Annotated in this window: 24 protein-coding genes; 16 read left to right on the forward strand and 8 right to left on the reverse strand. The window is 67.2% G+C overall.

Annotated elements, in window-relative coordinates; all coding sequences use genetic code 11:
- The coding region (locus DQP58_RS18825; RefSeq protein WP_112709760.1) for an NAD(P)/FAD-dependent oxidoreductase at nucleotides 1–815 on the forward strand (815 nt) is incomplete at its 5' end.
- A 3-nt stretch (nucleotides 816–818) separates the two neighbouring features.
- Here the strand turns inward: DQP58_RS18825 and DQP58_RS18830 are convergent.
- Complete coding sequence (locus DQP58_RS18830) at nucleotides 819–2,132, reverse strand: cytochrome P450 (protein ID WP_165827912.1); 1,314 nt, start codon at nucleotides 2,130–2,132, stop codon at nucleotides 819–821.
- A gap of 119 nt (nucleotides 2,133–2,251) precedes the next feature.
- Here DQP58_RS18830 and DQP58_RS18835 point away from each other — a divergent pair, with 119 nt between their 5' ends.
- Complete coding sequence (locus DQP58_RS18835) at nucleotides 2,252–2,947, forward strand: TetR/AcrR family transcriptional regulator (RefSeq protein WP_112709762.1); 696 nt, start codon at nucleotides 2,252–2,254, stop codon at nucleotides 2,945–2,947.
- On the opposite strand, the gene DQP58_RS18840 is transcribed toward DQP58_RS18835, so the two are convergent.
- Nucleotides 2,901–3,503 (reverse strand): TetR/AcrR family transcriptional regulator, encoded by a 603-nt coding sequence (locus DQP58_RS18840; protein ID WP_112709763.1) that lies wholly within the window; start codon nucleotides 3,501–3,503, stop codon nucleotides 2,901–2,903. The genes DQP58_RS18835 and DQP58_RS18840 overlap by 47 nt on opposite strands.
- 85 nt (nucleotides 3,504–3,588) lie before the next feature.
- Here DQP58_RS18840 and DQP58_RS18845 point away from each other — a divergent pair, with 85 nt between their 5' ends.
- Nucleotides 3,589–3,990, forward strand: coding sequence for a nitroreductase family deazaflavin-dependent oxidoreductase (locus DQP58_RS18845; RefSeq protein WP_112709764.1), 402 nt, complete (start codon nucleotides 3,589–3,591; stop codon nucleotides 3,988–3,990).
- Here the strand turns inward: DQP58_RS18845 and DQP58_RS18850 are convergent, their stop codons facing one another.
- On the reverse strand, nucleotides 3,991–5,376 hold the full coding sequence (locus tag DQP58_RS18850; RefSeq protein WP_112709765.1) for an FAD-binding oxidoreductase: 1,386 nt from the start codon (nucleotides 5,374–5,376) through the stop codon (nucleotides 3,991–3,993).
- A 246-nt stretch (nucleotides 5,377–5,622) separates the two neighbouring features.
- On the opposite strand from DQP58_RS18850, the gene DQP58_RS18855 reads away from it, so the two are divergent.
- Nucleotides 5,623–7,107 carry a serine/threonine-protein kinase gene (locus DQP58_RS18855; RefSeq protein WP_112709777.1) on the forward strand — a complete coding sequence of 495 codons (1,485 nt, stop codon included), beginning with the start codon at nucleotides 5,623–5,625 and terminating at the stop codon, nucleotides 7,105–7,107.
- Nucleotides 7,108–7,239: 132 nt separating this feature from the next.
- Here DQP58_RS18855 and DQP58_RS18860 read toward each other — a convergent pair whose 3' ends face one another.
- Together DQP58_RS18860 and DQP58_RS18865 are read right to left on the reverse strand one after the other, a co-directional pair.
- Nucleotides 7,240–8,028 carry an SDR family NAD(P)-dependent oxidoreductase gene (locus DQP58_RS18860; protein WP_112709766.1) on the reverse strand — a complete coding sequence of 263 codons (789 nt, stop codon included), beginning with the start codon at nucleotides 8,026–8,028 and terminating at the stop codon, nucleotides 7,240–7,242.
- Between the two features lie 28 nt (nucleotides 8,029–8,056).
- Nucleotides 8,057–8,485 (reverse strand): DUF1707 domain-containing protein, encoded by a 429-nt coding sequence (locus tag DQP58_RS18865; protein ID WP_112709767.1) that lies wholly within the window; start codon nucleotides 8,483–8,485, stop codon nucleotides 8,057–8,059.
- Between the two features lie 69 nt (nucleotides 8,486–8,554).
- On the opposite strand from DQP58_RS18865, the gene DQP58_RS18870 reads away from it, so the two are divergent.
- Nucleotides 8,555–9,157, forward strand: coding sequence for a TetR/AcrR family transcriptional regulator (locus DQP58_RS18870; RefSeq protein WP_112709778.1), 603 nt, complete (start codon nucleotides 8,555–8,557; stop codon nucleotides 9,155–9,157).
- Between the two features lie 4 nt (nucleotides 9,158–9,161).
- Here DQP58_RS18870 and DQP58_RS18875 read toward each other — a convergent pair whose 3' ends face one another.
- Nucleotides 9,162–10,430: a cytochrome P450 gene (locus DQP58_RS18875; protein ID WP_112709768.1), complete on the reverse strand. Its 1,269-nt coding sequence runs from the start codon at nucleotides 10,428–10,430 to the stop codon at nucleotides 9,162–9,164.
- A gap of 149 nt (nucleotides 10,431–10,579) precedes the next feature.
- On the opposite strand from DQP58_RS18875, the gene DQP58_RS18880 reads away from it, so the two are divergent.
- The gene (locus tag DQP58_RS18880; protein WP_112709769.1) at nucleotides 10,580–11,032 is read left to right on the forward strand and encodes a VOC family protein; all 453 of its coding nucleotides are present in this window, start codon (nucleotides 10,580–10,582) and stop codon (nucleotides 11,030–11,032) included.
- A gap of 531 nt (nucleotides 11,033–11,563) precedes the next feature.
- Here the strand turns inward: DQP58_RS18880 and DQP58_RS26860 are convergent.
- On the reverse strand, nucleotides 11,564–11,722 hold the full coding sequence (locus tag DQP58_RS26860; RefSeq protein ID WP_165827913.1) for a hypothetical protein: 159 nt from the start codon (nucleotides 11,720–11,722) through the stop codon (nucleotides 11,564–11,566).
- Here DQP58_RS26860 and DQP58_RS18885 point away from each other — a divergent pair.
- From DQP58_RS18885 to DQP58_RS18900, 4 genes are all read left to right on the forward strand, one after another.
- Nucleotides 11,721–12,290, forward strand: coding sequence for a C39 family peptidase (locus DQP58_RS18885; protein WP_165827914.1), 570 nt, complete (start codon nucleotides 11,721–11,723; stop codon nucleotides 12,288–12,290). The two genes, DQP58_RS26860 and DQP58_RS18885, sit on opposite strands and share 2 nt — an antisense overlap.
- A gap of 106 nt (nucleotides 12,291–12,396) precedes the next feature.
- Complete coding sequence (locus DQP58_RS18890; protein WP_205869470.1) at nucleotides 12,397–12,915, forward strand: carboxymuconolactone decarboxylase family protein; 519 nt, start codon at nucleotides 12,397–12,399, stop codon at nucleotides 12,913–12,915.
- Entirely contained in the window at nucleotides 12,912–13,457 is a 546-nt protein-coding gene (locus DQP58_RS18895; RefSeq protein WP_112709771.1) for a carboxymuconolactone decarboxylase family protein, read from the forward strand. Before DQP58_RS18890 ends, DQP58_RS18895 begins: the two co-directional genes overlap by 4 nt.
- Nucleotides 13,458–13,580: 123 nt before the next feature.
- The gene (locus DQP58_RS18900) at nucleotides 13,581–14,129 is read left to right on the forward strand and encodes a TetR/AcrR family transcriptional regulator (protein ID WP_205869472.1); all 549 of its coding nucleotides are present in this window, start codon (nucleotides 13,581–13,583) and stop codon (nucleotides 14,127–14,129) included.
- Here the strand turns inward: DQP58_RS18900 and DQP58_RS18905 are convergent.
- A complete protein-coding gene (locus DQP58_RS18905; RefSeq protein WP_112709780.1) occupies nucleotides 14,109–15,278 on the reverse strand; it encodes an acyl-CoA dehydrogenase in 1,170 nt (389 codons plus the stop codon). The genes DQP58_RS18900 and DQP58_RS18905 overlap by 21 nt on opposite strands.
- Before the next feature lie 242 nt (nucleotides 15,279–15,520).
- Between DQP58_RS18905 and DQP58_RS18910 the strand changes: the two genes are divergently transcribed.
- The 6 genes from DQP58_RS18910 to DQP58_RS18935 all read left to right on the forward strand — a co-directional run.
- Nucleotides 15,521–16,780: a condensation domain-containing protein gene (locus DQP58_RS18910; RefSeq protein WP_112709773.1), complete on the forward strand. Its 1,260-nt coding sequence runs from the start codon at nucleotides 15,521–15,523 to the stop codon at nucleotides 16,778–16,780.
- A gap of 19 nt (nucleotides 16,781–16,799) precedes the next feature.
- Nucleotides 16,800–17,579 carry an Rv3717 family N-acetylmuramoyl-L-alanine amidase gene (locus tag DQP58_RS18915; protein ID WP_205869471.1) on the forward strand — a complete coding sequence of 260 codons (780 nt, stop codon included), beginning with the start codon at nucleotides 16,800–16,802 and terminating at the stop codon, nucleotides 17,577–17,579.
- A 349-nt stretch (nucleotides 17,580–17,928) separates the two neighbouring features.
- Nucleotides 17,929–18,600, forward strand: a complete 672-nt coding sequence (locus DQP58_RS18920; protein WP_112709774.1) for a DUF4190 domain-containing protein — start codon at nucleotides 17,929–17,931, stop codon at nucleotides 18,598–18,600.
- A gap of 4 nt (nucleotides 18,601–18,604) precedes the next feature.
- Nucleotides 18,605–19,270, forward strand: a complete 666-nt coding sequence (locus DQP58_RS18925; RefSeq protein ID WP_112709775.1) for a DUF4190 domain-containing protein — start codon at nucleotides 18,605–18,607, stop codon at nucleotides 19,268–19,270.
- Nucleotides 19,271–19,281: 11 nt separating this feature from the next.
- Nucleotides 19,282–19,851, forward strand: coding sequence for a hypothetical protein (locus DQP58_RS18930; protein ID WP_112709776.1), 570 nt, complete (start codon nucleotides 19,282–19,284; stop codon nucleotides 19,849–19,851).
- Between the two features lie 44 nt (nucleotides 19,852–19,895).
- On the forward strand, nucleotides 19,896–22,452 hold a 2,557-nt coding region (locus tag DQP58_RS18935; RefSeq protein ID WP_133259398.1), incomplete at its 3' end, for a VWA domain-containing protein.

Raw genomic sequence — 22,452 nt, forward strand, 5'->3', positions numbered from 1 at the left:
TCACCGGTCCGGAGTTGATGGATCAGATGCGTGAGCAGGCGCTGCGGTTTGGGGCGGATCTGCGGATGGAAGACATTGAATCGGTCTCGCTGCAGGGTGCGGTCAAGACGGTGACCACGGCCGAGGGTGAGACGGTGTCGGCGCGGGCGGTGATCTTGGCCATGGGTGCGGCGGCCCGGTATTTGGGGGTGCCCGGGGAGCAGGAGTTGTTGGGTCGCGGGGTGTCGTCGTGTGCGACCTGTGATGGGTTCTTTTTCAAGGACCAAGACATCGCGGTGATCGGGGGTGGGGACTCGGCGATGGAGGAGGCCACCTTTTTGACCCGCTTTGCCCGCAGCGTGACGTTGGTGCATCGGCGCGAGGAGTTTCGGGCGTCGCGGATCATGCTCGAGCGGGCCAACGCCAACGACAAGATCACCATTTTGACGAACACGGCGGTCGAGGCGGTCGAGGGTGAGTCCACGGTGACGGGTTTGCGGGTGCGCGACACCCTCAACGGGGAGGTGTCGAGGTTGCCGGTGACCGGGGTGTTCGTGGCCATCGGCCATGACCCGCGTTCGGAGCTGGTGCGTGAGGTGCTGCAGACCGACCCCGACGGGTACGTGCTGGTCCAAGGCCGCACCACGAGTACCTCAATTGAGGGGGTGTTCGCCGCGGGCGATCTGGTGGATCGCACCTACCGCCAGGCCATCACCGCCGCGGGCAGCGGCTGCTCGGCGGCCATCGACGCCGAACGCTGGCTCGCCGACCACGAAGAGACCGACGTGGATGCCTCGGTCACGCCGGCGATTGGCCGAGAGCCGTTGCGTAGCTGAGGTTTAGACGGGGAGTTTGGCGGAACTGGTTCTGCGGCCGCCGAGTTGGGCCGGCAGCCGGGAGTAGCCGTGCAGGTTGATCAACCCCCGCCGTTGCGGGGGAGCGGTGAGGCGCAGCTCGGGAAAGCTTTCGAAGAGGGCGCGCAGCGCGGTGGCGCCCTCGATGCGGGCCAGGGCGGCGCCGAGGCAGGCGTGGATGCCGGACGCGAACGCCAGGTGCTCACGCGCATTGGGCCGGGTGATGTCGAATTTGGTTGGGTCGGTGAAGATCTTCGGATCGCGGTTGGCGCCACCCAGGAAGAGCCCGACCATGTTGCCGGCCGCGATGTGGGCTCCGGCGATTTCGACGTCGCAACTCGGGGTCCGGGCGGTCATCTGGACGGGGCTGGCGAGCCGCAGGATTTCCTCGACGGCGTTCGGCCACAGGTCCGGATTGTCGTGCAGCAGCGCCAATTGGTCGAGGTGCTCTAGCAACAGGACGATGCCGTTGCCGATCAGGTTGACCGTCGTTTCGAAGCCCGCGCCGACGATCAGTGCGGCGTTGGCGGTGAGCTCCCGGTCGGTCAGGGAGCCGTCGGCGGCCATCCGGCCGAACGGATTGTCGCTGCGCGGGTCGGCGCGCAGCTTGTGGAAGTGTTCCAGCAGGTAGTCGTCGACGCCGCGCAGGCCGTCGATGGCGTCGCGGTAGGTCTTCCAGTCGATCCCGATGTCGAGCAGCGGGGATCCGGCGCGGCCCCACGCCAGCATGCGCGGATGCGAATCGGCTGGCAGGCCAAGGATTTCGGCGATGATGGCGACCGGCAGCTGCGTCGCGAAATCGGCGATCAGATCGGGCTGCGGTGTGGCGGCGATGCGTTCGATCAGGTCCATGGTGACCTCGACGACCCGGGCGTCCAGGGAGTCGATGGCGCGCGGGGTGAAACTCTGCGCGACCAGGTGCCGGTAGCGGGTGTGATCGGGTGGATTCACGATCACCATGGCGGGCGGTTCCACCGGATTGGCCACGCCCGGGTCGGTTTTCGCGATGAGCGCCTTCAGCGGCCGCGGCAATTCCATCTCGGTGGGGGCGGTGACCCCAAAGCGCTTGTCTCGCAAAATCTGTCGGCACACCGCATGGTCCACGCTGGCCCACACGAACGGGGAGCGCACCACCGGTCCGCGCGCCCTGATCTGCTCCATCAGCGCGTAGCGGTCCTCGCCCGACGCGTCGGTGCGCAGCAGCCGGGCCAGGGGGTCGCCGCGACGGGCCTGAATGGCGAAGTACGCCCGCGGTACGCCGTGCATGGCCGCCCACCGGGCCCCGAGTCCGACTCGCATAACGATTCCCTCCGAACGACGCCCACTGGCGATACGTGCGATACAATGAGACTCTCAATGTCTCACATGCTTCGATCGCTACGATACGACGACCGCGGCGAACCGGCAAGGAGGGATCGATGGTTACGACGCGAACTGCGGAGTTCGTCAGGCGCCTCACCGAACCCGATCCCGTGGTGCTCGCCCAGGTCGTCGATCCTGACGAAATCACCGCCCGCATCCTGGCCGCCACCATCGAGCAGGCCGAACTCGTCGGCATGCGCCGGATCACCATGGAAGACATCGCGCGCCGCAGCGGAGTCGGTCGCGCTACCTTGTACCGGCGATTCCCGACAAAGGCCGCGCTCGTCGATGCGGTCGTGCTGGCCGAGGCGCGCCGCTTCCTCGAGGGCGACGCGCAGGCCTGGGCGCGTGGCGAGACGCTCGAAGACCGGATGGTCTACAGCACGGCGTTCTCGGTGACGTTCATGCGCGAACACGCCCTGCTCAAGAAGCTGCTGCGCACGGAGCCCGAGACGATCCTGCCCAGCCTGACCATCGAAGCGGGCGCCATCCTCGACTACGCCGCCGAACATGCCATGAGGCTGCTGCGCACCGAGCTCTACGGTAAGTCCAAAACCACTGCGGCACAGGAGCGTCACTTGCGCACCGTCGCCGAGCTGCATACCCGGCTTACGTTGTCGTTCATCGTGACTCCCCACACCAGCATCAACCTGGCGACGATCGACGACACCCGCGAATACGTGCGCAACTACCTGCTGCCGATGGTCACCGGGCCGAGGTTGTCTGACGCCGCGACGAGAGATGGGCGGTGACGACCGGCGTCACCCGCGCAACGAGTTCGTCCACCGGAGCGGACGCGATCGGCTCGACCTGAAGGACATGGCGCAGGTAGGCGATGCCCAGGAGTTGGGCCATGGCCAGATCGACACTTAGTTCGGTGTCCGACCCGGACAGCAGCTTGGCCATCTCCGGGTACAGCTGACCCTGAATGAACTGGCGCACCAGCGTGGCCGACTCTTCGTGGGTGGCCGCACCCCGCAGGATCGCCAGTAGGGAGGCGCGGGAGTCCGGCTGCTCCCATGCTGCGAAGAACACCTGCGTCAGGCGCTCGCCGATTTGCCTGCGATCGCCGCGAGCGATGCTCTCGCTGATTTCGGCCGGGTCGAACGGCCAGCCCATGGTGGACCGGAACAGCTCGGCCTTGTTGCCGAAATAGTGCCGAATCAGCGCGGGGTCGACGCCGGCGCCGGCGGCGATGTCGCGAACCGAGGTCTTGTCGTATCCCGAATCGGCGAACAGCCGTCGAGCGGTCGCCACGATGTCGTTCCGGGTGTCGGGGTTGCCCGGACGTCGTCCGATGGGGGGCACAGTCCAGAAATTCTACAGCCGTTGACTTCCGGACGCCCGAGTTTTAGCCTTGGTGTACAAATTCTCCAAGTGAGGAGTTACGGAGATGCCAGCACCACGATGGGTCGCCCGGTTCAACAAGGTCGGCCTGAACCGATTCACCAAGTACATCGCTCCGTGGGCGCCGGGATGGGGAGTCGTCGTCCATCGCGGGCGCAAATCGGGACGCACCTTTCGGACCCCGCTCTGGGTCTTTCGCCGCCACAACGGATTCGTGATCGCGCTGACCTACGGTCCCGAAACGGATTGGGTGCGCAACGTGCTCGCCGCCGGGGGTTGCGAACTGCAGACCAGGCGGCGGCGCTACCAGCTGGGCGCGCCGGTCGTATTCCGCGACGCGAACGCGACCGACATGCCGGCGTTCATCCGCTTCATGCTGCGCAGGGTGATCAAGGCGCCGGAGTTTCTCCGGCTCGACATCGTGAGCCAATTGGCAACGGCGCGTTGACTACTCGCCACCCGATGCGAACGCGACATCGGGGTTGAGGATGCCGGCCGGGTCGAAGCTTGCCTTGATGCGGCGCATCAGGTCGACCTTGACCGGGTCCTCGAGCTCGACGAAGTACGGGGCCTTGGCGCGGCCCTGGCCGTGTTCGCCGGAGATCGCGCCACCCAATTCCATTGCCAGCGCGAAGATGTCGCTCAGCAGTCGCTTTCGGATCGCCTGGTCCGGGCAGAAGATGGCCAGGTGCACGTTGCCGTCACCGGCGTGCCCGCAGCCCGCGGCGGCAGCACCGGCCGCCGCCGCCAGAACCCGGGCGCCGGACAGGAACTTCGGCATGGCTCCGCGCGGCACGACGGTATCGATGAGGTCGTCGGCGTTGAGCGCCTTGAGCGTCCAGAACGCCTTCTCGCGCGCCTCGATGAGCTTGCGCGCCGACCCGCCCTCGAGCACGTAGGCGTCCACCGCGCCCAGCTCGGCGAGCAGCTCACCCGCCGTCTCAACATCCTCGTCCAGCCGGTCGGCGGCCCGATTCTCAAGCGCCACAATCAGATACGCCTGGCAGCAGTCTCGGACGGCGTCGGGCACGCCCAGCTCGAGATTCTGGGTATGCACCAGCGCGGCCATCGTCACGCTGTCGATGTACTCCAGGATGTAGGGCGCCAGACCGCTGGCGAGGATCCTGGGCACCGCCTCCATCACCTGATCGAAGTCGGCGAACGGGGCCAGCACGGTGGCGCTGTGGTCGAGGCGCGGATGCAGCTTGACGGTCACCTCGGTGGCCAGGGCCAGGGTGCCTTCGGAGCCGACGATGAGCTGGGTCAGGTCGTAGCCGGTGGAGACCTTGGCGATCTTGCCGCCGGTGCGGATCAGCTCGCCGCTCGGCAGGGCGGCCTGCAGCCCGAGCACGTTGTGGCGGGCGATGCCGTATTTGACCGCGCGCATGCCGCCGGCGTTGGTGCCGACGTTGCCGCCGACGCTCGATGACGGCTCACCCGGGTGCACCATGTACCGCAGCCCGGTGCCGTCGGTCGCGTCGTCGAGTTCGCTCAGCGTCACCCCGGGTTGCACGACGGCGACCTGGTTGGTGACGTCGACCTCCAGCACGGCGTTCATGCGCTCGAAGGAGATCAGCAACCCGTCCGCGCGGGGTATCGCCGCGCCCGACAGGCCCGTGCCCGAACCGCGGGCCGTCACCGGCACTTGATTTTCGGTTGCGGCCGCGAGTAGCCGAGCGACCTCGTCGGCGGTCGCCGGCTTGGCCAGGTATGCCGGCTTTTGCGGCGGCTTGGTCAGCACCTCGTCGTGGGCGTAGTCGTCGGAAATGGCGTCGCCCGTAAGTAGGTTGTGCTCGCTGACGATCCTCGCAAATTGCGCCGTGATGTCGGTCATCGAAGGCCTCACCTTCTTACGTGCCGGACAATTACTCACTGTATCCGTGGGGTGCATGCGAGCAGAGACGCCGTTAGGGTGGGGCGGGCGCAGTTTGGCGCAGGTTCGTGTGGGTCTGGCCGGGTGACAATAGTGGCCGTCGACGCTGTCTCGGAGTAGCGACACGCGTGAGGCTGCGCACGTTATGTCGACGCCCGCTTCGGGAACCCGTGGCATTGGACTGTCTTGAGCAGAAAGGATCATTCGTTGACCTCCTCGTCCCGCGGTTCGCGGCTCGGTACCCGGTTCGGGCCGTACGAGCTGCGATCACTGATCGGCACCGGGGCCATGGGCGAGGTTTACCGTGCGTACGACACGGTTAAGGACCGGATGGTCGCGCTCAAGCTGTTACGCGGCGAGACGGCCACGGACCTTGGCTTCCAGCAACGTCTTTGGCGAGAGTGCCGCAAGGTGACGCGGCTGCAGGAGCCCCACGTCATGCCTTTGCACGACTTCGGCGAGATCGACGGTGTGCCCTTCATCGACATGCACCTGGTCGACGACGGGGGCAGCCTCAAGGACTTGCTGCGTGAGCAGGGCGGGCTGGAGCCGTCGCGGGCGGCGTCGATCACCGCGCAGGTGGCCCGGGCCCTGGACGCCGCGCACGCCGCCGGGCTGGTGCACCTCGACGTCAAGCCCGAGAACATCCTGCTCACCCACGATCACTTCACCTACCTTGCCGACTTCGGCATCGCCCAGGCCGCCGGCGACGAGAAAATCTCGCGGACCTACATGGCGCCCGAGCGATTCACCACCGGGCGGGTCGGGCCGCAGACCGACGTCTATTCGTTGACGTGCGTGCTCTACGAATGCCTCACCGGCCAGCCGCCGTTCGAGAGCGAGGACGCGGGGGAGCTGAAGCGGGCGCACATGCTGGCGCCGGCGCCGCGACCCAGCATCATGCGCCGCGGTGTCGGCCGCGACTACGACGACATCATCACCCGGGGCATGGCCAAACACGGCGCGGCGCGATTCGCATCCGCCGGCGAACTTGCCCGCGCCGCCAGTGACGCGGTGTTCGCGGCCTACGAGCAACCGGTGGGTGTGGCCGCTGGGCGAAGCGGCCCGCCTCCCAAGACACGCCCGCTGCCGACCGTCTCCCTGCCAGAACTCGACGAGCCCGCTGATAGCAGCCCCAAGCGGCCTGTTGCGTCCGGCCCCTCGTGGCGTTGGCCGGCGATCGGTCGCACTCCGGTGGTGGTGGCCGCGGTGGCGGCGGTGGTGTTGGTCGCCGGACTGGTCTTGTCGATGAATTTGGTTGGCGGGGCTAAGCACAACGGGTCGCCGCCATCGCAGGCGTTGAAGGCGGCGCCCCCGCCCGCGTCGACGACTGCGCCGCCACCGCTGACGCCGACGCTGTCTCGTCCGGTGAAGGGCGCCGACGGGTTAGGCTTCGTCGGCGAGACGGCCCGCTGCGACCCGGGCAACCCACCGGCCTTGGTGGTGCGGACCGCTAAGTCGCTGGCGGTGGTGTGCCAAAACCTCAGCGGCACTTACTATTACCGGGGCGAGCGGATTCGCGACGGCGCCCACATCGAGCTGTCCAATGCCGAGCGGGTCGAGGACGGATTCGACGTGACCAACCCGGTCGACGGCGTCGTCTACGAGGTGCGGCCGAACCGGCTGCGGATCATCAGCTACGGGCATGTCGATTCCTCGGAACCGGTGCTGCAGTACGCGACGGCGTCGTAACGCGGGCGGTGCGTTTGGGGTAGTCCGAGGCTGCGGCGCCCCAAAAGTCACATGCGTCACGTTTCCGGCCATGAAACGATTCCCAAACGTGCTAGCGGACGTGCTAGCGCGCAGGCTGCGCGTGCACGGCGGTCACGCCGCCTTCGCCGGCGCTTCCGCGGGCCGCAGCATTCGCGCGCTCATAAGCGCCGACAGCCATCCAGGCGTGAGCCGTCCGCCCGTCGCCATCATCCGGTAGCGCCAGCCGGGCACGACCACCGCGCGGCCGCGGTCCAGACCGCGCAACCCGGCGACCACCACCGGACCCGGGTCGGCGAGGTGGCGGTAGATCGCGGTGTGCGAGACGTCCGACCCGAGCGCGTCGACGAATCCCGTGTGGGTGGGCCCGGGGCACAGCGCGGTCACGGTGACACCCGAGCCGCGGGTCTCGGCCCACAACGCCTGGCTCAGCGACAGCACGAACGCCTTCGAAGCGCCATAAGTGGCCTGATAGGTGCCGGGCTGAAAGGCGATGATAGAGGCGACATTCAAGATGCCGCCGCGGCCGCGGGCCAGCATCCCGGGCAGGACCGCATGGGTCAGGCGGACCGGCGCATCGACGTTGACCGCCACCAGTTCGCGCTCGCGGTCGGCGTCGATTTCGGCGAACGCGCCGTAGGTGCCGAAGCCCGCGTTGTTCACCAACACATCGATCGCCCGTCCGCCCAGACGGGCGATCAGATCGTCGACACCGTCGTCGGTGCCAAGGTCGCCGACGACCAGTTCGACGTCCGTGCCCTGCCCGACTCGTTGCTTGACGGCCTCGAGCCGAGCCCGGTCCCGCCCGGTCAACACCAACGAAAAACCCCGCTGCGCCAGCTGTTCGGCGAAGATCGCGCCCAGCCCCGAACTGGCGCCGGTGACCACTGCCGAGTTCTTCATGACTCCTCCTCGCGAGTGCCGCTGGCGCTCAACGACTTTGCTTGCCGTGCGGTATCGACGCGGCGTGGCTGACGAATCCGATTCCCGCGCCGAGGATGGGCCAGATCGGCCAGAAGTAGGTTGCGTCGGTGGTCAAGGCGACCGCCGCCCAGACGGTGAGCACGATGGCGCACATCGCGAGGTACGCGTAAAGGTGGGCTTGAACTCCGCGGCGGGCCGCGGCGATGCGGGCGGCACGGCGGCGCGGGTCGTGGCGCCGGATGCGGTCTAGGGGCAGGTCGGTGACGAGGTCGCGCAGGTCTTGGGCGGTGTGCGTCTGGAACACCGTCTGCAGCCGTTGGTCGTACTCGTCCACCTGCAGGTACCCCTGGGCGAGTGCCTGACCGAGCAGGTCGGCCGTCTTTTCCCTGTCGTGGGTGCCGGCGAGCGTCGATGTGGTGTCCAGCAGATTCGACATTTCGTCTCCTTCGTCGCCAATGTGAATAGTATTAACATAGACCTTAATGTTAATGTCGTCAACATGGCAGTGCAGCGGTCGGCCGTTCGGCGGCGTCAGAGCTATCACCACGGTGACCTGAAGCGGGCGCTGACCAGTGCGGCGCTATCGCTGGTGGCCGAGAAGGGGCCGAAGGGGTTCACCCTCACCGAGGCGGCGCGCCGCGCCGGGGTCAGCGCCGCGGCGCCGTACCGGCATTTCGCCGACAAAGCCGAGCTGCTGGCCGCCGTTGCCGAACAGGGATTCGAGCAGTTGCACGCCGAGCTAGCCGCGGCCGCCGACCGCGTGTCGGATCCGAAGGAGCGGGTGGTCGAGCTCGGTCGTGCCTATGTGCGCTGGGCCATTGACCATCCGGATCACTACCAGGTGATGTTCGGGGCGGAGTCGCTGAAGGCCGAGCAGCCGAGCGTGGCGGCGGCCGGCGAGCAGGCGTTCGGCGACCTGCTCGACGCGATCACCCGATGCCAGGCGGCGGGGATCGTCGAGGGCCGGGATCCGCGGGAGGTGGCCGCGCCGCTGTGGTCGCTGGTGCACGGCATCGCCTCACTCGCCATCGGCGGTCAGCTGGACGCTGTCGGGATCGTTCAGGCGCCCGACGACATCATCGCGGGCGTTGTGGCGCAAGTGCTTTGAGCGATCACCAAGGTCGTTCCGTTTGTCGGCTTTGTCCCGGTGCGAACGTGACCGGGAGCGTGGCCAGGCCGGTCATGCTCGGGTTGCCCAGGTATTGGTGGACGTTTTCGACATCGACCTGGTAGTCGGGAATGCGGTCGAGGACCGCCTTGACCATCACGCCGGACATCAGCCGGGCCAGGTGCGATCCGATGCAGCGGTGCGGCCCCAGCCCGAAGGCGACGTGGCGGTTGGGGGCGCGGTCGAGAATGATCTCGTCGGGGCGGTCGAATTCGGTTTCGTCGTGGTTGGCCGACAGCCAGCTGATCACGACTTTGTCGTTCTTGCGCAGGCGCTGGCCGGCGAGCACGACGTCGTGAGTGACTGTGCGGCTGAGGGTTTGGTTGACCGAGAAGTAGCGCAGAAATTCGTCGGTGGCGGTGCGGTGCAGCTCCGGATGGTCGATGAGCTGCTGGCGGAGGTCGGGGTGCGTGCCCAGGTGCAACAGGGTGAGCGCGGTCTGTGACGTGGTGGTGTCCACGCCGCCGCCGATGAGGTTCCACAGGATGTTGAGCAGTTGTTCGTCGGTGAGGCGCTGGCCGTCGAACTCGAATTGAATGAGGAAGCTGGTCAAATCTTCTCGTGCGTCGGCTCGTCTTGCGGCGGCGAACTCGAGGACCTCTTCCATCATGGCGGGCACCTTGGCGATCGCTTTCGCGTACTCGTCGCTGTCCTGGGAGACGGCCATGACGGAGTGAAAGAGGTTGGCGTACAAGTGCCAATTGTCGTAGGGCAGGCCCATCAGCTTCATGGTCAGGATGGCCGGGACCGGGCTGGCGTAGTCGAGCACCAGGTCCATGTGCCCGTCGGTGATGCGTTGGTCGAGGAACCAGTGCGCCGATTGCTCCATGAACGGCTTGAGTTTCTCGACGGCGCCGGGGGAGAAGAACGGCGCCAGGGCGTGGCGTAGCGCTTGGTGGTAGGGGCCGTCGACCTCGCCGATACCCAGGGCGGGCTGGCCGTCGGGGCGGGGGACGCCCATCTCGCCTTGATAGTCGACGCCGTCCGCGGCGTTGGGTTCGTATTTGTGGGCGAAAGTGCCGCCGTTGCGGGCGGTTTGGCTTACGGCGTCGTAGCTGCTGAGGAACCAGAACCCGCCGTAGTTCTCGTTCCACGCCACGGGACATCGCTGCCGCAGGTCGGCGTTGACTGCCAGCTCGTTGAGGTTGAATGCGTCGGAATGATGGTCGAAGTCAACGATCGCGTCGGCGCTGACGTTCGGACGTGTGGCCATCGAAAAGCCCTCCGAGGGAAGGTGATCTGCTTCTTCGGCGGTGCGGTTGTTATCTTTGCATTATTGCGCGTTTGCGCTGGGCGGCGGAAGCGGTTCTCAGAGTGGGTCGGCGCGGCCGCTGGGGCCCGGTTTGCTGCGGAAAGGTTGTCATGACGAGCCATCGGACGGTTTTCAATCACGTTGGGTTATGCGTCACCGACCGCGAGCGGTCGCGCCGCTTCTACGAGGGTCTGCTGGGGTTTCAGTTTTGGTGGGAGCTCGACCCGCCCGACGGCCCGACCGCCAAGCTGGTGGGGCTGCCCGAGCCGCTCGGGGTGCACGCGACCTATCTGGTGCGGGACGGGTTGGTGCTCGAACTGATGGACTACTCGGAGCGTCAGGTGCATGCCGGCGCGGAGCGGACGATGGACCAGATCGGTCTGACGCACATCTCGTTCTCGGTGTCGGACCTTCCTGGCGTGTTGGCTCGAGTGGCGGATTTCGGGGGATCCGTCGTCGACGGAACCGTGGGTGACGCGATGGCGATGATCCGGGATCCGGATAGGCAGTTGCTGGAGTTGCTTTCGGAGGGGTGGTTGAAGGCGTTGCCGCCGCGGCCGTAGAACGCCGGTACGTTATGGCCAAACGTACATAATCGATAGGCTCGATCCGCCAGAAAGCCGGTGGATAGGTCGACCCGCGGGCTAGCCACGTTCTCTCAGTTGCCTGACTGCGTGATCGCTACAGCCCGCCGGTATCGCTGCATCCAGCGCGACGGTGCGCTGGCCGATCCCCGGCAGTTTCGGCACCTGCATGTACTGGAAGAACATGCACGCCATCGCGACCACCGGCGCCAAGCGCCAAGCGGTCAGATGTATCCGGACGAAACGTCTCCGCTAGTTGATTGGTTCACTGGCGCAATGGCACTCATATGGAAAGTCCTTTCGGACGAACAGGTTGAGCTGAGTGCTCGAGGCGCCAGGTGCGTAGCTGGACTCCCGAACCGCTAGCGCATGAGCTAGCGGTCTCCGCAAACCCTCTGCCTTGAGCAGACGGGCAACCGGAACAGATCCGGCGGCTGCTGACACGTCCCGGCGGCGTGTCGGTGCCGTTCTTTCCTCAAGTTTCTGTTTAGTCTCCCTCCAGGGCCACACCTAATGCTTTTCGTCACATCTATAAGCCGTCGCGGCGGCCCCGGAGCGGACACCCATGACGAGCACCTCGCGGGCAAAGGTCGCCAGCGCCGCACGAACGTTCGGCCGGCTCGTTTTATTGTCCGCGGTTGCCGCGTCGCCGGTGATATTGGCAGCCATGGTGCACGCCAACCCGGGCGCTCCAGTTCCCGACGCCGACCATGAGGCGGCAATGTTTGGTGATCCCGTCGCCGCCGCGCCCTACTGGCGCCGCCAACACGGTTCGGACTGCGGGGAACTGGCGGTGGCCGATGTGGTCGGCCAGCTGACCGGACGCGAGCCCACCGAGCAGCAGATGATCGCGTTGGCCGAAACCACGCCGAGCGCAACGGGTCACGGGCCGATCTGGAAGCCCACGGGCAGTACTGATATCGCCGACCTTCCGGTACTGCTGTGGCGCTACTGGATCAGAGCCGACAACATCCAAAGCGATGCCGTCGCCCTGACCCGCAAGCTCGGGGAAAATCACAAGGTCATCGCCATCGTCAATGCCGAGACAATCTGGAACCGGCCTGGGAAGCGCAACTCCGCAAACCACTTCGTGGTGGTCACCGGTATCGACAGCAAGGCCGGTGTGGTGCACCTCAACGACAGCGGCATCGATACCGGCCGCGACGAGCAGATTTCCCTCGTCACGTTCGAGCGGGCGTGGGCCCCTAACTACAACTCGGCTATCGTGACCAAGTGACGGTCGGCGGCGCAATGACGAAATGGGTTGTGATAAAACGCAATCGACAGCTCACGGCAATAGCGCACGGGCTAGCACCCTTGGTGCACGAGAAGGGACGTCGGCGATGACGCGGATGCCGCTGGCCAACGCGGATGAGCAACCCGAACATATCCGCCAGCGCATCGACCGACCCGACACCCTCAACGTGCTGAAACTAATCGCCAACGCGCCCAACATCTTTGACGGCTGGGCGCAGATGGCCGGCCAGCTTTTCGAAAGCCCCACCTTCACCCCGCGGATGCGCGAAGTGATCATCCTGCGGGTGGGCCACCTGCAGGACTCGCCCTACGAACTCGCCCAGCACAAAAACTTCGCCCGCACCGCGGGGCTCACCGACCAACAGATCGACGCCCTCCAAGACAAGGCGAACCTCAACGCGGCCGGCTTCAGCGCCGACGAACGCACCGTCATCGACACCGTCACCGAGCTGTGCACCACCCGCCGGCTCACCGACGACACCTTCGTCACCGCCCACGCCCTGCTCGGCGACGAGGCGCTCACCGAGCTGCTGATGATCGTCAGCTGCTACTACGGCCTGGCACTCGTGCTCAACGCCGTCGACCTCGACATCGACACCAAATGACTCGCATCCCGTACCGCGACCCCGAACACATGACCGAGCTCGCCCGCGAGTTGACCGCGCGGCGGGGCAATTTGAACGTCTACCGCGCGCTGGCCAACGCCGAGAAGGTGTTCACCGGCTGGATGGTCGCCGGCGACGCCGCGCTGAGCAGCCCGGTGCTGCCCCGAAGGCTGCGCGAACTGATCGTGCTGCGCACCGCCTCCCTGATGGACTGCGCCTACGAACTCGGCCAACACAAAGACGTCGCACAAACCGTCGGAGTCGACCGCACCGAGATCGACGCCGTCACCTCCGAGTCCGACTGGCAGACAGGCCAATTCGACGCCACCGAGCTGGCAGTGCTGGAGCTGACCACCGAACTGGTGACCACCCGCCGCGTCGCCGAGCCGCTCTTCCAAAAAGTGCACACCGCCCTCGGATCGGAGGCCACCGTCGAAGCGTTGATGGTCATCGGCCGATATGCGGGCCTTGCGCTGATGCTCAACGCGCTCGACGTGGACCTCGACGAGACCGCCCGGCTTCCCGTCCCGCCGACGCGGTGACGGAAAAGTAATTAGCGAGATTGCCTAATCTTCCCCGCGACCAGGAACGCCTCCCGTAATGTCCATGGTGTGGTGGTGCGAAAGCAGCCGTCGACCCGCCTGTCAGCCGAGGACTGGCTCGAGGTGGGCTACACCGTCCTCGCCCATGAGGGAGTGCGCGCACTCAAGGTCGAACGCCTCTGCCAGCAAGCGGGCGTCACCCGCGGCAGCTTCTACTGGCACTTCGAGGACATCGAAGCGTATCGGGCCGCACTGGTCGAGTCGTGGAACAAATTCCTGGAACGCGACCGTCAGGCGCTGTCCGAGCTCGACGGGTTACCGCCCCGGGAACGACTGTCGGCCCTGACCGAAACCTTGGTCAGCCCCAAGTACTGGGTGCTCGAGCGGGCGATGCGCGAATGGGCCCGCCTGGACCCGGTGGCCGCCGAGAACATCCGCGCCGCCGACCGGCTACTGCTGCGCACCGTGATAAAGGCCTACTGCGACTACGGTTTGAGCTACGAGGACGCCAGACTGCGCGCCGAATTGACCTTCGCCGCAGGAATTGGCCTGCTACACCTCACGAGCTCGGCCGAGCAGGCTCGGTCGGTGGCTCAACGAGAGAGATTCCTGGCCGTAATGCTGGGCGAGTCGGGGACGGACCACGCCGAATCAGATCATGGCGATGGGTGAGATCTTCGCGCCAATCGCCAACGCCCCGGCCAACTCTCGGCTGGTGTCGTAGTCGAACACGACATGGCCCGCGGCGATATCCACGTCGCGCTTGGCACGCTGCAGCGGGCTCGACAAGAAGTGCGCGCTGGCGCCCGCGGCCTCCATGAGATCGGCGGTGATCGCCCGGCTTTCGTGCACGGTGCGCGCGGCCGCCAGCCGCGCGTCTGCGCGCACCGACCGGTTCACCCGTTCGCCGCTGACGACGATCGACTCGATGTCGTCGGCGGTCTGGGCCAGCAGCGCCCGCAGTGAACTCAGCCGCACCCGGGCCTCGCCCAGCCTGATCTGCGCGGCCGGCTGGTCTTTCTGCGCCACCCCGCTGTAGGCCAGCACGCGCTCGCCGAGCCGTTCGGCGAAGAGTTCGGTCACCCGCTCCGCGGTCCCGAGCACGGGCATCGACGCCGTGAGCGCCAGCGCCGGAACCATCGGCCACCGGTACGTCGCGACGCCGTGCGCACGCGCGCCCGGTGCCGTCCCGCCGTAGATGTCGGCCACGGCGACCACTCGGTGCTCCGGGACGAAAACGTCGGTGATCACCAGATCGTGCGAACCGGTGCCGCGCATCCCGGCCGTCTGCCAGGTGTCTACCACCTCGACCCGGTCGGCGGGCAACACCACGAGCACCGGATTGATACCGTCCCGACGCTCGACGAGCGCGCCGACGATCATCCAGTCGGCATCCAGCGCGCCCGTCGCCCAGGACCACCTGCCCGTCAGGCGCACGCCGCCGTCGGCCGGCGCGCCCCGGCCGGTGGGGGCCAGGGGAGCCGGCGCCAGCACGGGGCCGGAGGCGAACACTTCGTCTTGCACGCGCGGATCGAACAGCGACACCATCCAGTTGTGCAGCGCGTAGAACCCGAGCGTCCAGGCGCTCGACGCGCAACCGTGTGCCATCCGCCGAATCGGTTGCAGCAGTTCGGGAAACGAGGCCTGCAGCCCACCGAACCGGGCGGGTAGCAGCAACCGGAACAGGTCGGTTCGCCGGAAGTCGTCGATCGTCGCCGCGGGCAGGTGCCGCAACCGCTCGGCCTCCTCGGCGCGCTCGGCCAGCCGCGCGACGAATTCGTCGGTGACGCCGTGCAGCGGTTGGCTTTCGACCACAGACATGCGCGAGACCATAACATACGTTTTAGTATGGTACGGGACGGCACTCGGCTGGATGTCGTGATCTGAGGGAAACGTGGCGCAACGTGGGGAGCCCGGCGAGGCGGGCCGCGGCACACTGACCGCGCGGGTATCGAACGTGCTGGCAGCTGAACGCCGGATGAATTCGTCTCACCGACTGAACCGTGTCAGCCGGGAGACCGTCTGCGTTGTGTCGCAGTGCTTTACCCGCGAATGGAGGTTCAGTGATCGTCAACAACCCGCAGCAGGGCCGGGCAACCACCCTCGTGCGTCCCCTGGGAGCAGCGGAGCGGCTTTTCTATCGCTACAGCGAGCGCAACCCCGCCCACTTCTCGATCGTGGCGGAATTCCATGAAGTGCTCGCCGAAAAGCAGTTGCGGGCCGCACTGGCCGCCGTCCAGCGGCGGCATCCCCAGCTGTCGGTACACGTCGAGGACCGGGAAGGCACTCGCCTGGGCTTCTATCGCGCGACGGACGTCGGGCCCGTGGAGCTGACCGTGCGTCGCGGCCCCGAATTGGCTTGGCAGGCGGCGGCCGCCGAGGAGCTCACCCGACCGTTCGACCGTTCGCGGGCCCCGCTGATGCGCGCGGTGTTGCTGCAAAGCCCCTCACGTAGCGCGCTGCTGCTCACGTTCGACCACACGGTCGCGGACGGGATCAGTTCCACCGTCGTGCTCCGCGACGTGATTGCCGCGCTCAACGGCGAGGCTCTGACGAGTTTGCCTGTGCCACAACCACAGGAACACGTCGTCGCGGAGGCCTTCGAATCGGTCGAGCCTCTGGCCTCCGCCGCACCGGACGACCCCAGGATGAGCACGCCCAGCATCATCCGTCCCTTCGACGGCACCCTGACCAACGTGCGCGCCATGGAGATGACCCATGCGGACACCGCGAGGCTGGTAGCGCGGTGCCGCGCGGAACGTACCACGGTGCACGCGGCGTTGGTGGTCGCCAAGTGCCGCGTGCGGGCCACGGACCGCGGCGAAGGATTCATCCGCGTCCTGAGTCCCATCAACCTGCGGTCGATTCTCGGAATCGACGGCGGCTGCGTCATGTGCATCGTGCCGACCGCGACAGGGCACACCCCGTGGGACGGCACCCCGTTCTGGGAGCAGGCGCGAGCGATGACCGCACACCTCGAGGTCGCTCGATCACCGAGCGGAATCCGGACTGCCTCAGTCGCTCTCGAACAGATGATCACCGTCGATGCCGAAACCGCCGACGCCGAGCAGCTTTTCAGCCGAATCAGCCCGTGGGACATCATGGTCACCAACCTCGGAGTGCAAAACCTCAATGGCGCAAGCCCTTTGCGCCCGACGGCGGTGTGGGGTCCGGTGGTGGTCAGCCAGACCGATGGCGAATATCTGACCGGAGTCACCACCTACGAGGGCAGGCTCAGGATGGTCACCTGTGGCTACAGTGTGCCGGCCAGCTTCCTGAAGGGTGTGGGGGACGCCCTGATGGCCGCCCTGGAAGATTACTGACAATTGCTACCATCGCGCGGTGAGCGATCGCCCGGTCGGACTGCGATCCATCGCACGCCGCGACGTCCTGAAGGTCGCCGGTGTCATGCCGGCGATCATCACCGCCGCCGCGTTGCTGCCCAGCCCGCGGGCAACCGCCGGGGTGGCCGGCATGTCCGTCTTCCTCGACCCGGGCCACAACGCCGTCAACGACGCGTCGATCAACCAGCAGGTGCCCAACGGTCGCGGTGGCACCAAGCCGTGTCAGACGTCGGGCGCGGCTGCCGACGACGGATACGCCGAGCATGCGTTCACCTGGGCCGTGGTGGGCTTGATCAACGACGCGCTGAACCAGATGGGCGTTCGCACCCAGCTGTCGCGGGACGGCGACAGCGGCGTCGGCCCGTGCATCGACCAGCGCGCCGCGGCGGCCAACGCCATGCGCCCGGACGCGATTGTGAGCATCCACGCCGACGGCGGGCCGCCATCCGGCAGCGGATTCCACGTCAACTACTCGAGCCCGCCCCTGGGTGACGTCCAAGCCGGGCCCGCCGTGCAGCTGGCGCATGCGATGCGCGACGCCCTGGTTCAATCCGGCCTGCAGCCGGCGAACTACATCGGCTCGGACGGCCTGTACGGGCGCGACGACCTCGCCGGGCTGAACCTGGCCCAGTACCCCGCGGTCCTCGTCGAACTCGGCAACATGAAAAACGCCGCTGACGTCGCGCGAATGGAAAATCCTGACGGCCGGGCGAAATATGCGGCCGCGGTCACCCAGGGGATAGTCGCCTTTCTGAACTCCAAAGCAGCGACCGGCTAGCGGGACGCGTCCGAGCTAATTACCGGCCGGTCGCCGGGTTGCCGTACAGCTAACTCCTGCACGCGATTCATCCAGGCAACCCAGCGAGACAGTTAACGCCGGGGCGGGCCGGACGGCGAACGTCGGGCGGCAACCTAAATTGCGCGTGCGTGCGGCGCAGCATTATATGTAGCAGTACCGAAAGGTGCTTCTGGTGGAAAAAGAGTGCGTCGTGCCCGCACCGACTATGTTGATTTTTGCGGTGAGACGTCACGAGTTTCAGGGCATGCGGTGCGCGTTGACGGGGAATGGGATGGCGGTTGATGAGGGGGATGGGTGACCAGCTCCGGCCCTGCATCGAGGGGCGCCGATGACATATAGCGGTGGTTATCAGGATCCGTTCGGCGGCGACCCTTTCGGGGGACAAGCCGCTGGCCCGGGGCCGGCGTTCGGGCAGACCCAGCCGCATCATTCGCCCGCGGGATCAGGCGGCTTTCCGTCGGCGCCGAAGGTCAACACGCTGGCCACGCTGTCGGCCATCTTCGCGTTCGTCTTCGCCCCGGCCGGCGCCGCGCTGGGGCACATCGCGTTGTCCCAGATCCGCCAGCGCCACCAGCGTGGCCGCGACCGCGCCATCTTCGGCCTAACGGCCTCGTACCTGATCATCGTGCTGGCGGTCGGCGCGCTGGCGGTGTGGATCGCGACCAGTGGCGAGGGTTCGAACACGGTCAAGACGGCGGCCCCCAGCCCATACGTGCCGCCGACACCGCCGCGCACCACGGTGATCACGCCGCCACCGGCACAGCGCCCCAGCGTCTCCGTCAGCGATCTTCGGGTGGGCGACTGCATCGAGGTCCAGCAGAACAAGCCCGACCCGTCGGAGAAGGCGGACTTCATCACCATCTACCCGGTCAGGTGCGAGGTGCGCGAGGGCGTGCTGCAGGTGACCCAGCTGCTCTCGAACGACTCCTGCAAGACCCCCACGACGCTGTGGAACCACAACAAAACCGTGTACGCGTGCATCGTCGACTTCAAGGGGTGAACTGATGTATCCCAGCGACGATCCGTTCGCGCCGCAATCCGGCGATCCCTTTGGCGGACAGCCGCCGACGGTGTCGTACGGCGCGGCGCCCACGACCCCGCTCGGCTACCCCGGTGCGCCGTTCGGCGGACAGGCCCCGCGCGCGGACTACAACACCCTCGCGGTGCTCTCGCCGATCTTAGGGGTGATCGTTCCACCCGCCGGCATCGTGCTGGGCCACCTCGCCTTGCCGCAGATCAATCGCAGCGGTGAGCGCGGCCGCCCGGCCGCGAATGCCGGCCTGGTGATCGGCTACCTGATGTGTGTTCTGCTGATCCTCGGCGGCGTGTACTGGGGCACCCGCCCCAGCGGTTCGACGCCGCCGACCGCAGCCAGCTCCACGCTGCCCAGGCCGATGCCGCCCCGGACCATCACGTCGGTCGCGCCGCCGACCACGGTGCCGCGGGGGCCGAAGCTCGACCTGGCCACGGTGCCGATCGGCACCTGCGTCGAGCTTCAGCTGCGCAACAGCACGGGCAATGACGCACTGGACCTGTTCGGCGTCGAATGCGAGCACCGCGACGGGGTGTACACGGTCGCCGCGCGGGTGGGCTCGGGCAACCAGTGCAACTCGGTATATGTGGCCGCGCCCCCCGACCGTTCCTTCGCCCTGTGCCTGAACCCGTATTGAGATCGGTGACGATGAACGCGCCAAACCCCTTCGACTTCAGCGACTTTGGCCCGGGTAAGCAGGCCCCGGCCGGGGGCGGCCAGGCGCCGGTGCAGCCGGGTGGGGGTCACCCGGGTGGGGGTCACCCGGGTGGCTTCGATCCGTGGGCCAACCAGCGACCGGCCCCGGCGCGCCCGGATGCGTTTCCGGGCCCGCCCGCGTTCGACCCGACCGGCGGGCGCGACGCCCTCGGGCAGCTGACCGCGAACCCCGCGGGCATCGGCGCCCTGACGACGGCCGGGCCGCCGCTGGTGGGGTTCGCGGTGGCGCTGGCGCTGGCGCTGGTCGGTGTGGCGCTGGCCGGAGCCAGCGCGTTGGGCGGCCCGACGATCGCGGCCGCGGTCGCGGGGTGGTTGTTGGCCGGGCCGCTGGCGATCGGCGCTCTGGCGGTCTTCAGCCGGGTCGACACCCGGCGCCGCACCGAGGCCATCTATTCCGCGCCGACCTGGACGTCGACGCTGTACTGGGTGGTGCTGGTGGTCTGCCTCGTCGGTATCGCCGTGGGGGCCTGGCAGATCGCGCTGTGGGCGGGGACGTTGTAGTGGCGGTCTCTTCTCGAATACGGCGCGGCCGCAACGGCATTGCGATGCTGCCGCGTGTCGCCGCGGCCGCCTTCTTGGTCGTGGTGCTGAACCTGGTCGGCTGGGCGCCGGTCGCGTCGGCCACCGGCTCGCCGGGGGCCAGCCGGTTCGGCGCATGCCTGGCGGCGCAGAAGACCGGCGACCTGCTGTTGTTGTTCGACGAGTCGAGCAGCCTGCAGCAGACCGACCCGCAGGCCGCGCGGGTGCAAGCCGCCCGCTACCTGGTGCAGACGCTGGGCAAGTACGCCGATCGGGTGAGCGCGAAACTCGACGTCGCGGTCGCCGGGTTCTCTGATACTTATGTCTCCGAACATGATTGGACTCAGCTCACCGGCTCGACCGCCGATAGCGTCGGGGCGTCGCTGGATCCGATCGCCAAGAAGAACACCGGCATCGACACCGACTATTGGCTGGCCCTCGACGGTGCCCGGCAGGCGCTGACCACCCACGGCGGCGCGGCCAACAAGGGCCAGCGCTGCCAGGCCATCGCCTGGTTCTCCGACGGCATGATCGATTTCACCGCCCGACCGGTCACCAAGCCCTACGCCGACGGGGTCCCGCTGGACTCGCCGAACGGAATCCCCGACACCACCCAGAAGGCCGTCCAATCAATCTGTCGCCCCAGCGGTCTGGCCGACCAGCTGCGGTCGAACGACATCATCATGCTGGGAATCGGGCTGGGCGCCAAGCAGACTCCGGGCGACTTCAACGTGATGTCGGCGATCAGCACGGGCAAGGGATTGCAGGGCCTGGCGTGCGGCGCCATCACCGATCCCGTACCCGGCGACTTCTTTCCCGTCGCCAACATCGACGACATGTTGTTCGCGTTCGACGCCCTCAACCCGGATCCCGGCGTGACCGACCAGGGCGGGGTGTGCCCGATCAAGGTGTGCCCGGAGGCGCGGCACAACTTCGTGCTGGACCGGTCCATCAAAGAGGTCAACATCCTGGGTTCCGGCGGCGTGTCCGGCGTCGAGCCCTACCTCGTCTCGCCGACCGGGCAGATCCTGCCGCTGCCCAAAAAGGACGGCGCCCAAAACGTCAACGTCGACGGCGTCTCGGTGAACTACCAATGGCAATCCGAATCGGCGCAGACGATCTCGCTGCAGAACGGCAACGCCCCGCACTGGAGCGGACAGTGGGCGATCGTCTACGTCGACACCACCGGCCAGCACCCGGATGCGGTGTCCAAGGTCAGCATTCACATCACCACCGACATCTTCCCGGCCCTCACGGGTGGCGACAAAGTCGCCTGGCATAGCGGCCAGACCCTCAAAGGCCTGGTCTTCGGTTTGGTTGACGGGCAAGGCAAACCGATGGTTCCGAGCGACCTGGCGGGCTCGGCCACCATGTCGGCCTCGTTGGGCCCCGACGGCGCCGCGCCCATTCCGCTGCTGACCGCGGCCGGCAAGGACGACATCGCCAAACCCGTCGACGCCGACCTGACCAAGGTCGCCCCGGGGCATGCGACGTTGCGGATGTCGCTGGTGATCACCACCGCCGACACCACCGATCTAAACGGTGGGCCAATCGCCGGCACCCAGTTGTCGCCGCAAGAAGTCGATGTGCCCGTGCAGATCCTGCCCAAGGTCGGGCTGCCCACCCCAGGTGAGCGCATCGACTTCGGCACCGTCGAGGGCGCCAAGGGTGCGACGGCGACGCTGAACATCACCGGCCCCGGTTGCGCCTGGATCAGCGACACCGATACCGCGACGGTGTCGGGCGCGCCCGACGGCATCGGGACGCCGCACGTGGGCTCGCCCACGAATACGGGCCAGCACTGCCTGAAGGTGCAGGCGGGGGAGACCGCACAGCTGTCGGTCACCCTGCGCACCGACCACAACGGCCACGGCGGCCTCAACGGCACTGTGCCCGTTCATGTTTCGACGCTGGACAATCCCGACGACGCTCAAACCGTGCCGGTGGCCTTCACGGCGTCGATGATCAACCCGCTCAACACCACCAACTTCATCCTGGTGCTGATCGCCGCGCTGTTGCTGGGTCCCGGAATCCCGCTGGCGCTGCTGTATGCGTCGAAGTGGTGGGTCAGCAAGATTCCCGACAATCCGCTGCTGGCCGAACGCATCCCGGTGGCGGTCGAGCACGATGCGGTGCTGCGCGGCGGTGAACCGTTCGCGATGGCCGACACCGATCTGGTGCAACCGGTCACCGGGCTGCCGCCCGGCGGCGCGCGCCAGCTCTCCGTGGCCGGGGTGAACCTCTCGGTGGTGATGGGGCGCAGCCCGTTCGGCTCCGGCCACGTGGTCGTCGACGCCGAGGGCGTGGTCAGCGTCGGGTCGAAGCTTCCGGGATCGGACAAGACCGGCCTGCGCGCGGTGCTGCCGCTGGCGGTGCACAACACCTGGGTGCTCCTGCACAACCCGTACGGGCCCGAGAACGCCGCGGAGGTGCTGGTGTTGGTGGCCGGCACCACCGACACCACCGCGCGTGAGCGGCTCTACGAAGACATCGCCCAACGGTTGCCCGACCTGCTCACCGGGCTGCGGCTGCGCGCCGTGCAGGCGGGACTGACGGCGCCGTTCGCCGCACCGGGCGAGACGG

The sequence above is a fragment of the Mycobacterium colombiense genome (assembly GCF_003284975.1).
In the GTDB taxonomy this organism is placed as follows: Bacteria; Actinomycetota; Actinomycetes; order Mycobacteriales; family Mycobacteriaceae; genus Mycobacterium; species Mycobacterium europaeum_A.